Below are 12,920 nucleotides of genomic sequence, written 5' to 3' on the forward strand. Positions count from 1 at the left end.
TCCTTATTTTAAAATACCTAATGCATATAAAATTATTGAAACAACCATTACTCCTAAAATTAAGTATATAGGTTTTATATTCTTTTTAAGAGCCCAATAAACAATCACAACTAGAATTGCAGGAACTAACCCAGGCATAATTTGGTCTAATATTTCTTGACCTTTCATTGTAAAATCACCTTGTTGAAAGTTCAAAGCAACATTAGCTTTTACAACTGAAGGTATTAATGCACCTACAACCATTAAACCTAAAATAGATGTACTCTCAGTTAAAATCTTTAAACTTTTTTCAATTGAAGATATTAGCTTAGTACCTGATGTATAACCAGCATTAAATAGTGGTATACTTAATAATTTCAATGCTACACTCACTACAATCCACAGTAAGATTCCAAACGGACTTCCATCTATCGCCATATTAGCTGCTATAGCTCCAAAAATTGTCCACGGAATAACGACAAATAAACTATCTCCTAAACCTGCTACTGGTCCCATCAAGCCTGTTTTAATTGAAGCAACAGCCTCTTCAGTCTCTTCACTTGATAACTCCTCCATTGCTACATTAATACCCAAAATATAAGGGGCAACCCAAGGATTAGTGTTAAAAAATTGTAAATGATTTAATACAGCACTTTGTAACTTTTCTGGATTATCTTTGTATACTACTTTTAAAAAAGGTAGTACTGCATAACAGTATGCCAAGGCCTGCATCTTCTCATAATTTGAAGAAACAGAACTAGTAAAAAACCAGCGCCATAAGACACTTTTTTTCACCTTTTCATTTGATTTATTTAATGATACCTTATCACTCATCTTCGTCCATACCTCCTACTACAGTATATTGTTGTTCTTGATTTTCCAAATTCTTTTTGTAAATTATAAGTGCAATTGCTCCACCAATTAAAGCTACACCTAATAATGGTACTTTCATATATACTGCTAAAACAAAACCAATTACTAAGTAACTAAAATACTCCTTAGCAGGAAGATATCTAAGTAATAATCCTATCCCTACTGCTGGAAGTAGTCCTCCAGCTACTGTTAAACCACCTGTTAACCATTCAGGTGTATATTTCAAAATGGTATTAATTAAAGAAGGTCCAAATATTACAGATAGAGCAACTGGAATACCTGTTGTAGCTGCTGTTAATAGTACTCCTAACATTTGCATATAGGTTATATTTTTATAATTTCCTTTTTTAGCTCCATCTTCTGCTTTATGAACTAGCCATATACCAATAGTATTTCTAAGAACATCTAATTGTACCATCAATAAAGCAACTGGAATACCTATAGAGATTCCTACAGATGCTTCTTGCTTAGTCGTAATAGTTATAAATGTGGCTACTATACTTGCTGTTTGATAATCAGGTATTGATGCTCCACCAAAGTTACTAATACCTAATGATAATAGCTGTAATGTACCTCCAATATATAATCCTGTATTTATATCTCCTAAGATAAGACCAGTAATAAAACCTGCTGTTACTGGTTGATATGTTCCAAACATTGTTGAATTTTTTTCATAGTTTATAAAAAATCCATATAGTACGATTAATAATAATTGCCATAATTGTGGCTCCATTATGATTTCACCTCTCCCAAAATATTTTTTAGTTCTTTAAAATTATAACTGGAATCTTGCTTTAGGAAAATAGGAATTTCTTCCAGTGGGCATTCAACTTCATAAGTTTTCCCACCTTCATAACTAACTCCACTAAATATATTTTCCCATGTATGTCCTTTTGGTAAATATACTTTTCTACTTCTATCTTTATAATTCATTATTGGAGCTACTAAAATTTCATCTCCAAGCATATATGTATTATCCACCTCCCAAGTTTTATCATCTTCAGGAAATTCATAAAATAAAGTTCTCATAACTGGTGTTCCATCTTCATGTGCTTCTTTCATCAGTTTTTTTAAATAAGTTTTTAAGCTCTCTCTAATTTTTATGAATTTTGTAAGAATTACTTCAACTTCTTCACCATAAGACCATATTTCATTAGGAGCTCCAGTTACCATTGAGCCTCCACCTTTATTTGATAATGGTTTACTATGAGGCAATCTATCTCCATGCATTCTCAAAATTGGTGAAAAAGTAGCATATTGGAACCATCTTACCATAAGTTCTCTAAATTCTGGGTCTTTAGGATTTCCTCCATGGAAACCTCCAATATCAGTAGTCCACCATGGTATACCTGCCAGTCCCATATTTAACCCTGTATTTACTTGATTATTAAAAGCTTCAAAACTAGAATCAATGTCACCAGACCATACTAAAGCTCCATACTTTTGAGCTCCTGCCCAAGCTCCTCTTACAAGAGTTACAACAGACTCTATGTCATTATGTAAACCATCATAAATCATTTTTAAATAATCAATAGGATAAATATTACCACAACTTAAAACATTTCCTTTTTTATATCTATAGTTATCAAAATCATACACAGAATAGCCAGGTTCAGCTACATCTAACCAATAATAGTCAATCCCAAGTTGTTTATAATTTTTATCTATTCTATCCCAAACATATTCTCTTGCATTTTCATTTGTCATATCTACAAAGACTGTATTTCCTTGAATTTGCATTGTCATTCTAACACCACGATTAACATTGACTAAATAGCCATTTTCTAAATAATCATTGTAGTTTTCTGCATCACTTTGAACTGTAGGCCATACAGATACTATTGGTTCTACTGAATACTCTTCTTTCAATTTTTTAACTAATTCTTTAGGATTTTTCCAATAATCTAAGTCAAATTTATATTCACCTTGCTTAGGCCAATGAAAATAGTCAATTGCAATTGATGAAAGCTTAATTCCTCTTTTAGAATATTCCTTCACAACATCTAAAACTTCTTCTGAAGTTCTATATCTTAGTTTACTTTGCCATAGTCCTAAAAGGTTTTCAGGCATCATAGGAACAGTTCCAGTAACTTGAGAGTAATTTTTATTTAACTCTTTTGGGCTTTCTCCACAAGTAATCCAATAATCTATAAAATTTGTAGAAAACATCTTCCATTCTGTCATATTTTTAGCAAAAGATACTTTTCCAATTCCCGGATTATTCCATAAAAGTCCATAACCTAGACTAGAAATATAAAAAGGAACTGATATTTGAGAATTTCTTTGGGCTAACTCCAAAACAGTATTCTTTAAATCTAAAAATTTATGTTGATATTGTCCCATTCCAAAAATCTTTTCAGAAGGCTCAGATTCAAATCTAGTAGTTACTTCAAATTCTCCACTATAGCTTGGTCGATATTCTCTTGATTTTAACTTTAGAGTAGAGTTAAAGTCTTTGGTAATCTCAATTGTCCCTACATCTTCTCCACCATCATCATGTTTTACAGCTCTTAATCGAATATATTCTTTCAATAATATTTCATTTTTATCATTATAAAAAGTAATTCTATCTCTATGGTCTAAGACAGCTTTTATCTTTCCATTTTTAATGATTGCACTTCCATCTTCATTTTTATTAATTGTAATATCATCTTTATTTAACTTAGGTTTTTCGTTAAGAGCATAGTTTTCATCAACAAAATTTTGGTCTACAAACGACCTAATACGTAAAGAGTTTTTTCCCCATGCTTCTATTCGCAATAGTTCATTGTCAAATCTTTTTTCAATATAGTCTTCAGATATTTTTATCACGGCTACCTCCTAAATCAATGGTATAATATTCTATCTTTGTGTAGCTTAAGTTAAATAATGTCGTTTAGTATCGTTATTTATAAATTAGGTTTTATATATAATTCATTTGTACATTAAACTAACTTACCAATAATATACTTTATTTGACTTTGTTTGTCAATCGCTTTCCGGATTTTAGTAAAATTTTCTAATATATTGCTGGAAAGTCGTTCTTAATATCTTTTATTTATACTTTTAATATCTGTGATGATACCTATATACATCTAGTTTTTTTAAAACACATACAGGAATAAAGTTTGCCTATTATGTAGATAATATCGGACTTGAAAATATGTATAGTGACCTTATAAATACAGATAATAATATATTAGATATTGTTCAAAACAATGGATTTTATAATTATAAATAATTTATGAAATTATTTAATAAAATATATAATTGTATACCAAGTCAAAAACGACAACAAATAAATAAAACTAAAAAAGATGTTGTCTCAAAATATAGATAAATTTATTTTTCATTGCTAAAATGATTAAAATATATTTGATTTAATATACTTGATTTAATATAAAAAAAGAGTGTCTCATAAACTAAAAAGTTCACTTTTAGACACTCCTTTATATATATTATCTACTTCTTAATTCATTTATTACCTCTCTACATTTTCTTTCAACTAGTGGATACATCTTTATAAGTACTAATTACTCCACTTAAAAATGGTTCCTGTACTGTCCATCAGTCATATTTTTCTGCCAAATATAATGGTGTTTCATAATGAGACAATAAATATTTATATCTCTACTTATCTTCTCTAAGCTCGTCAAATCCAACTATAGGTATATTTAAATTATATTCTTTAAGTAGCTTTTCTAGCTCTTCTATAAAAATACCTTTCCCATCCACCATTTGTATATCATTTATTTTATCCATCAATTCATTGCAACCACTTAACTCACCAAACCAACGTTTAGAACTACATGTCTTATTATAACCACAACTTGGACTGCCATCTATTGCAATGATACTTTTTATATCATAATCATTTTTTAAATATTCATCAAACTGCCTTACATGATGTATTAACATTTGCCTACATTGTTCTCTAAAAAACAAATTGTCAAACTGTTCTTTTACATGTCCCCACCTATTTATTCCATACATAATCATTTCTGGGCATGGTAGTTGAATTATTCCATACCCTTTATTTATTAAATCTATCGCTATATTTTGTGCTCCCTTAAATTCTGACAATCCCTCCACTTTAGAATTACAATTTAATATACAATGACATACTACTACAATCTCTCTATTTCTTTTCATAATAATCTCCTTAGTTATTCTTAATTTTAATGATACTACATATTTTGATAATTATATTATTTATTTGTTCTATATTTCCAATATTCTATATAGAAATATACAATTAGTAATCTTTTATAATCTATACTATGATAAATGTATATATTTTTTTAGGAGGTATTATAATTGGATACTAAAAAAGTCACATTTTCTTCAATGTGCATAGTTATTAATATTGTCTTAGGTATGGTTATATCTATGATAAATATACCATTATTATTTTTAGATACAGTTGGTACTGTACTTGGGGCTGTCGTATTAGGTCCTTTTTGGGGTGCTCTTATTGGTGGATGTACAAACTTAGTTTTAGGTGTTATATCAGGTCCTACAAATATACCTTTTGCCCTTGTAAATATTGTTCTTGGTCTTATTGTTGGATATATTTCTAAGAAAAAAGGTTTTGGTTATAAAGAAGCTATTATTACAGGAGTAATTTTATCTATTGTTTGTCCTTTAATTGGTACTCCTATTTCAGTTTTATTGTTTGGTGGTTTAAGTGGAAGTGGTGCTGATTTATTGGTTGGTTTTTTAGTTCAGTCTGGTCAGAAGATATTTACTGCTGCGTTCTTTCCAAGGATTCTTAGTAATATAGTAGACAAACCTTTGTCTTGTATTATGGTGGTATATTTTATAAGTAAAATGCCTAAAGGTTTTATAAAACAATATAGTAAAAATACTTCTAGTTCATATTAATAAATCATTTATTATGTAAGGTTTATTACTCTTTAAAATGCTATATACTCATTTTTATATAACATTTTTATTAATAATTTAATTAGATAGTATTTGTATTACTTTAATTAAACGTAACCTCTTGATATAAATTTGAGCTATAAATCTATATCAAGAGGTGCTATTTTATTTTTAATATAATTAATATTCTATTACGCAAAAAATGCATATATTTCATTATTTTATGGAAAATATTACTTCATTTAACTCTATATCAAACTCATTAAGTAAAAATCTAATTATATTTAATTTAGCCTCTGTATTTAAATTTGTTTCTAAATATATATTTTCTGATATTTTAATACCTTTTCTTAATTTATATGCATCTCTAGACTTAATATTATCTATAAAATCTCTTTTATAAGTTTTGTCTACAATACTGTTAAACCTTACAGAATCCAAATCATATAAAGTAAGAGCAACTTGTTCATAAAATTCTGTCCAATTTTTAGCCTTATATGACTCTCCTAATATACTAAATGATACTATACTTTCATTTGTAAAATTAACATCATCATCCTCTAACGTAAATATATTTTCACTGTTACTTGGAGGTTCATATGTAACACTTGGATATTTCCAAATTTCTACAGCTCTATCTAGTAATATCTTAGTTCTATTTTTTATTTCTTCTTCATTCCATTTATCTATAGATGAAATATATTTATTTAGATAAAGCCTACTATCTTTAAATCCATCTTCCATTTCTTTCTTTTCTTCAAATGTTTTATTACTTAGTTTTGAATTATATCCTGTCAAAGTTAAATTTCCAATTGTATGTAAATATTTATCATGTATCTCCTTATAGTTATCTCCTAGTGATTCCTTCCATTTATTTGTTAATGTTTGTGGCATTATATGCTCTATATTTAGCATATTATTATTGATTAAATTTTCTAAATCAACAATTTCTTTATTATTATAATTCTCTAACCTCTCAAGTATATATAACTTATTCTTTGACTTAGTATTATATATATCTTTAGTTTCAAAAGCATTTGAAAATTCACTGTCAGTAGGAAATCTTTGAGATGATTTCTTATTTATAAAAATATATCTTAATATATTAGAATAGTTTTCTTTATAATCACTAAATTTTTTAATTTCCCTTCCTAAGTTCATAAATACTTTATTCAGTGCATTCGGAGGTACATCACATACTATTCTTCTTAATATAAAACATTCTACTAAATTAAGGGATTCTACAAGTACTTTTTTATTTATTATACCTTCATTATAATCATCAAATAATTCTAATATAAACGGATATGATACAAATATTTCAAGTTTGTTTATCCTTTTCAAAACTTTGTTTACATCATTATCATCAGTACATGAATAAGATATCTCTCTATAATAGTTAGAAAATTTAAGTAAATCTTTTAATAAAATTTCTATATCTATACCATTATCTGATACATACCTTTTAAAACTAAAATATACTTTATTTTTATTCGGTATACTTCTCTCCTTTATAGTCAAATAGTCTCTTATAAAACTACTTACGTTGCTACTTGTATTTTTTTCAATTTTATACCAATAATTATTATAAAATTCCTCTTGTAACTTAGAGCTTCTACCCATTAACACAAAGTTTCTTACTCTATCAGCTTCACTTAAATCTAAGCCAGTTGAATTTAGACTTTCAAAGATTAATTGAGGGTCATCTTCACCATTTTTTAACTCTATTTCTACTATAGTTAATTTCTGTATAGCATCAAACAAATCATCTATTGATATATTATCTTCTTTTATTCTATTATAAAAATATAAATAATTTGAAACTATATTAGAATTTCTATCTGTATTCATTTCTTCTTCAAATAGTTCATAGTACGCTTTTCTATCTTCTGCTATTGGTTTTAACTTTATTTTTCCATCTTTATCTCTTGAGTGCTTGTTTATAAGATAACACTCCTTAATCTGTTCTTCTGTTGTAATAATTCCTTTTGATTCCCCAAACTCTTTTATTATTTGACACATGGCAATCAATAATATTGACACAGTAGTCACTCTTTGTTGTCCATCTATTATTAAATATTCTTTTCCCATACTATATATAGATACAACTGACCCTAAGAAATGAGTTCTAAATCCAGAATCTATTATATCCTCTAAATCATCAAACAATCTTTTACATTGTTCTTTCTTCCAGTTATAATTTCTTTGATATACAGGTACTACAAAACTTTTGTTTGACCCCTCTAAATAACTAAGAAATTCAATTTCTCCTGCTTTCATATTAACTCCCCCTATAAGTTAAATAAATTCCATTCATAACTCCATGTATCTATATATTATATCAAAATTTTGACTCATAAATGTATATGAAAGCCTTATTATATACCTTTTTATACCTGTTTTTATTTTATTAAAGTAAATACATGATTATTCTATAAAATATACAAATACTTAATTTTAAAAATTATTATTTAATCTTCTTCATGAGTAATTCATAGTTATTTATCAATTAAAAAGAGATATTGCATAATTATTCAATACCTCTCTTTGTATATTTACATTATCCATATCTAGTTATCTATTTCAACCCAATATTAGACTACCTACTAATAAATTTATTCTCTACATCATTAACAATAATTTTGCACTAAATAACATCATTAGCCTATCTCTGATGCATTTTCTTTAATTTTATTTATAGTTTTAATCAATTTATTTCTCTCTTCAATATGATTTTCAAATAAATCAATTATACTTCCAACAGTTCTAAATGGGTCTTCCATCAACACTTTGTTATCCTCTATAAATCCATTCTTGACTACATAATCGACTATAAGTTTAACAAAATGTATTTGCTTAGTATTAAAGCTCTTATTATTTAAAAACTCTGAAAAAGCTTCATTTGCAGCTTCTCTATCCAATCCCACTAGTCTTCTCACTAATTGGCTTACTGGAGTATCTCCAAACTCCTTCTTATAATCATCACAATTACCTAACTGTTTTAAGAGTATTTCCTCCAACGTTTCAACATCTTGCTTTGTTATCTTTTTATTATTTCTTAATTTAAATATTGCTAATTCATCTTTATGGCTATTTAAATAATACTCTACCTTCTTTTTATAATTCTTAAGATTGTTTGCATTATATACAGAATCATTTCTATATTCTGCTACAATCATATCTTCAAAACTTGTATAATATATCTTTTGACTAGACTTTTCAAGATACTTAATAAGCTCTCTTAATGATATACGTACTTCTTCTACCTCAAATATATCTGAATCTTCCCAAAAATCCTCTGTCATTGCTTTTTCAATAGTATATTTTTGTTGCTGAATCTGTGGTATAGTCCCAAGTTTTGAAAGTTTTTCTGCTGTAGCCATTACATGCCTTATACCTTTACTTGCATTATTATTTTGTAAGTATGCAAGTTGTATATTATACATAACTACATCAAATCTTTTAGCCAATTCATCATCACTATATGAAGTTATGAGTGGTGATATATATTCTCTTATCTCATTTTGTGCTACTGCTCCAATATTGCTCCAAACATTTTCATTTTTATACTTATGTACATAACTTAAATTCATCCTAACTATATAACTATCCTCATTTAAAGCTTTTACAGAAGTTATAAGTTCTTCTAACAATTCTTTTCTAAGTTCTGCATACTCACCTTCTATATATTTAATATCTTGAAGTTCTTTAACCATACTTACCTTTATATTAAATAATTTTTCAGTAAGTGTTTCTGCTTTATTTCCCTCAAATCCTTTAGGATTAAATTTAAAAAATTCAAAATTATTACAAAAATCAAATATTAAGAATCTCTCCTTATCCATATCAACACCTAATAAATCTGGACATAATCTAGTTCCTCTACCTATCATTTGCCAAAACTTAGTCTTACTTCTCACTTTCTTGAAAAAAACAAGATTTAGTATTTCAGGTATGTCAATTCCTGTATCAAGCATGTCTACTGAAACTGCTATTTGAGGTAATTTATTCTTATCAGAAAAATCATCTATTATAGAATCTACATAATTTATACTATAGTCAACTGCTTTTACAAAGTTCCCACCATACTTTGGATACAGCTTATTAAATCTTTCAACTATTGCCCTAGCATGCTTTGTATTCTTTGCAAAAATTATAGTCTTACCAATCTTTTCTTCTCCTTCTATTTTCAACCCCTCTGTCATTAGCTTATTTAAAACTAAATCTATTGTGTCAGAATTAAATAGCCACTCATTTACTGCATTATTCCCTATTTCGTCTCCAATACTCTCATCATCATTAAATGTATTTTCATATTCTTCCTTCTCTTCATCAGAAAGCTCATCATACTTAATTCCATCTTCCATAATCTTAGTCTTAAACTCAATACTAGTATAATCTACTAAATATCCATCCTCGACTGCCTTATTATACTCATAAGCATATGTAGGTACTCCATTTTCCATGTCAAAAACTGAATAAGTATTTTTATCTATCTCATCCTTTGGTGTAGCAGTAAGACCCATTAAGTAAGAATCAAAATAATCAAAGATTGACTTATATTTTTTATAAATACTTCTATGCGATTCATCTATTATAATTAAATCAAAATGGCCAGGTGTAAACAATCTCTTTCCATCCTTAGACTTCGTATCATCAATTGCATTCATCATTGTTGGATATGTAGAAAATATCATCCTAGCATCTTCTGGGCTGTCTTTGCTATCCAATAAATTACATAACGCCAAGTTAGGTAATAGCTTAGTAAAACTTTTTTTAGCTTGCTTTACCAATGCTTTTCTATCTGCTAGAAATAATATATTTTTAATCCAATTATGTCTTGAAAGTACATCAACTATAGATATAGCAATTCTTGTTTTTCCTGTACCAGTAGCACATACCAAAAGAGTTTTGCGTTGCTTATTTTCAAGAGCCTCACATACAGCCCTAATAGCTTCTTTTTGATAATATCTATTGGATATTTCATCATTTATTGTTACAGAACTTAAAGACTTCTTACTCTTTCTTCTATCTATCATAAGTTGTAATTCTGATTTTTTATAAAATCCATAAACTTTTCTATCTGAATAGTCATCCCAAATATACATATCAAAACCATTAGTCAAAAATATTACTGGTCTTTGACTATATCTCTTTTCCAAACAATCTGCATATAATTTAGCTTGTTGTTGACCAATTTTTGGATCTTTACTCGTTCTTTTCGCCTCAACTACTGCTAATGGCTTACCATTTTCACCATAAAGAACATAATCTACATATCCTACACCACTTTCATTAGGCATACCTTGTACTTCTATTTCCTCCCCTATATCTTTTCCAAATTCCCAACCTGCAAGCTTTAATTCTATATTTATATATCTTTTTCTTGTCTCAAATTCGCTTACTTCGTCTATCTTGAAATCATAGTTTACAGTATTAACTTTTCTCTTTTCAGTTAGTGACTTTCTTAATTCCTCATTTTCTTTTATTACTTCTTCAAGCTTTTTATCTTTTGAACTTAATCTCTCATAAAGATTTTTAAGTTCGTCCGGTCTCGTCCTTTTCTCTTCCCCATAAAGTAATAAATCTTCATTAAAGTCTTCTGCTGTATATTCATCTGAATAACAATAGTCTATCCAACTAACAAATTGATGCAAATTGTTAAGTGAAAGTATTGCTTCTCCTCTCTCTATGTTCGCACTAGTATGTACAGATAAATTACCTAATTTAACTATATATTTTAATAAAGGTAACATATCATAGTCTATAAGTTCTATAAAACTATTATTATGAATCAACGTACTGAGATTATCTTGATAAGGCAATACTAAATCACTATCATTAGCATATAGCCATTTTACTGCAAGCTCTAAAGCTCTTCTTGTTATAGTTGCACAAGTAGATGGACTAACTAGTATACTTTTTTCTGCTTCTAAGCAAGCAGTATTAAAACTATTGAAATTTTTCTTCTTTTGTAAAAAATCAAAATTACCCAAGCTTTTATCCCCCTTTTGTCCCTTAGTTAAAATAAATCTCTCTAAAAACTATTTCTTACAGCTGTTTCTTATACTAACAAATACTTCTTCATTTTCTGTAAACAATTCGTACATATCTTCAAACTGTGGTATATCATATCCATGAGAATCATCATTTCTCAATTTTCTAAGTGTTTCTATAACTATAGAAGAATTTTTAGGTAATAAATTGTGATACTCACAAGCTAAAAGGTAGTCATAAAAGTTTTTAGATTTTATGTTTAAATCAATTGATTTATAATACAACATTGCTTTTGTTAATTCTAGAAATGATACCATATAGCTTTTAAAGCCTTCTTTTATGTATCTAGCCCATAACTCAGGCATTTCTTCCTTATCATATAAGATTTTGAAGTTTTGCAGGTCATACAAGCAAGAACCAAAATCCCTATTTACTTCTTCTATTGAGTTCCAAGATAATTTGTTTCTAATTACCATACATGTCCCTCCAATCTAAGATATCTATTACATCACTGTTTTCAAAATAGAATTTATTTATATAATCCTTAAAATCTTTAGATTCATAAATAACTTCACCTTCTAAAATAGCTTTTTTAAGTGCTATTGTATAATTATCTGTAACAATTTTTAGGTCTACATCAATGTCTAATATATTTCTTAGAGCTTCTGTCTTAGTTGCAAGTTCTGTAATTGGTACTTTTTTGATAGGAATCCAAGCTATGTCTATATCACTTTCTGATGTATGTTTATCTGTTCCATAACTACCAAATATTATGATTGCTAGAGTATTTTCTTTTGGAAATACATTTATTATTGAGTTTTTAATCTCATTTGGTATATTTCTCATTTAATCACCTCTTGTTTATTAGGTAATATTACTTAATTAAATTTATATCCATAATCTTTTAATCTATTTATACATATTTCTCTTTCTTCATCAGTAAACAACTCTTTATACTTTTCTTTTAATACTAATACTTCTAATGATAAATCTAATCTCTTACACTCCCATAGTCTTGTAAATCCTTCAGTAGCTCCTTCTTTATTGATTAATTCTTTAGCAGCTAATAAGGCTCCTTTGTTATTTATCAGTTGTAAAAATCTTGTTGGCTTATAGTTACATTGTAAATCAGCTTCTTTATAGATATTTACCATGTTATGGTATAAATCTAGCTCTATTTGATTCATAGATTTTATTCCCCCATTTTA

At 27.7% G+C, this 12,920-nt stretch carries 10 protein-coding genes; 1 reads left to right on the forward strand and 9 read right to left on the reverse strand.

The genetic code is table 11. The features are described from left to right. Window positions 1-3 precede the first annotated feature (3 nt). The 4 genes from CDIF1296T_RS15810 to CDIF1296T_RS15825 all read right to left on the reverse strand — a co-directional run bounded on the left by CDIF1296T_RS15810 (window position 4) and on the right by CDIF1296T_RS15825 (window position 4,983). Window positions 4-813 (reverse strand): PTS system mannose/fructose/sorbose family transporter subunit IID, encoded by an 810-nt coding sequence (locus CDIF1296T_RS15810; protein ID WP_003427216.1) that lies wholly within the window; start codon window positions 811-813, stop codon window positions 4-6. Continuing rightward, window positions 806-1,585 carry a PTS mannose/fructose/sorbose/N-acetylgalactosamine transporter subunit IIC gene (locus CDIF1296T_RS15815; RefSeq protein ID WP_003431349.1) on the reverse strand — a complete coding sequence of 260 codons (780 nt, stop codon included), beginning with the start codon at window positions 1,583-1,585 and terminating at the stop codon, window positions 806-808. Before CDIF1296T_RS15815 ends, CDIF1296T_RS15810 begins: the two co-directional genes overlap by 8 nt. Beyond that, window positions 1,585-3,663, reverse strand: a complete 2,079-nt coding sequence (locus CDIF1296T_RS15820; RefSeq protein WP_003439934.1) for a glycosyl hydrolase — start codon at window positions 3,661-3,663, stop codon at window positions 1,585-1,587. The genes CDIF1296T_RS15815 and CDIF1296T_RS15820 overlap by 1 nt, the downstream gene beginning before the upstream one ends. 798 nt (window positions 3,664-4,461) lie before the next feature. After that, window positions 4,462-4,983, reverse strand: a complete 522-nt coding sequence (locus CDIF1296T_RS15825) for a CD3072 family TudS-related putative desulfidase (RefSeq protein WP_009898140.1) — start codon at window positions 4,981-4,983, stop codon at window positions 4,462-4,464. 165 nt (window positions 4,984-5,148) lie between these two features. On the opposite strand from CDIF1296T_RS15825, the gene CDIF1296T_RS15830 reads away from it, so the two are divergent. Then, the gene (locus tag CDIF1296T_RS15830; RefSeq protein WP_009898142.1) at window positions 5,149-5,715 is read left to right on the forward strand and encodes a CD3073 family putative ECF transporter S component; all 567 of its coding nucleotides are present in this window, start codon (window positions 5,149-5,151) and stop codon (window positions 5,713-5,715) included. A gap of 216 nt (window positions 5,716-5,931) precedes the next feature. On the opposite strand, the gene CDIF1296T_RS15835 is transcribed toward CDIF1296T_RS15830, so the two are convergent. The 5 genes from CDIF1296T_RS15835 to CDIF1296T_RS15855 all read right to left on the reverse strand — a co-directional run bounded on the left by CDIF1296T_RS15835 (window position 5,932) and on the right by CDIF1296T_RS15855 (window position 12,899). Beyond that, complete coding sequence (locus tag CDIF1296T_RS15835) at window positions 5,932-7,995, reverse strand: DUF262 domain-containing protein (protein ID WP_003439939.1); 2,064 nt, start codon at window positions 7,993-7,995, stop codon at window positions 5,932-5,934. Between the two features lie 380 nt (window positions 7,996-8,375). After that, window positions 8,376-11,711, reverse strand: a complete 3,336-nt coding sequence (locus tag CDIF1296T_RS15840) for a DEAD/DEAH box helicase family protein (RefSeq protein ID WP_009898143.1) — start codon at window positions 11,709-11,711, stop codon at window positions 8,376-8,378. A gap of 48 nt (window positions 11,712-11,759) precedes the next feature. Further along, complete coding sequence (locus tag CDIF1296T_RS15845; protein WP_003439943.1) at window positions 11,760-12,188, reverse strand: hypothetical protein; 429 nt, start codon at window positions 12,186-12,188, stop codon at window positions 11,760-11,762. After that, the gene (locus CDIF1296T_RS15850; protein ID WP_003439944.1) at window positions 12,178-12,558 is read right to left on the reverse strand and encodes a nucleotidyltransferase domain-containing protein; all 381 of its coding nucleotides are present in this window, start codon (window positions 12,556-12,558) and stop codon (window positions 12,178-12,180) included. Before CDIF1296T_RS15850 ends, CDIF1296T_RS15845 begins: the two co-directional genes overlap by 11 nt. 32 nt (window positions 12,559-12,590) lie before the next feature. Continuing rightward, on the reverse strand, window positions 12,591-12,899 hold the full coding sequence (locus tag CDIF1296T_RS15855) for a hypothetical protein (RefSeq protein WP_003439946.1): 309 nt from the start codon (window positions 12,897-12,899) through the stop codon (window positions 12,591-12,593). Between the last annotated feature and the right edge of the window lie 21 nt (window positions 12,900-12,920).

This window comes from Clostridioides difficile ATCC 9689 = DSM 1296, assembly GCF_001077535.1.
In the GTDB taxonomy this organism is placed as follows: Bacteria; Bacillota; Clostridia; order Peptostreptococcales; family Peptostreptococcaceae; genus Clostridioides; species Clostridioides difficile.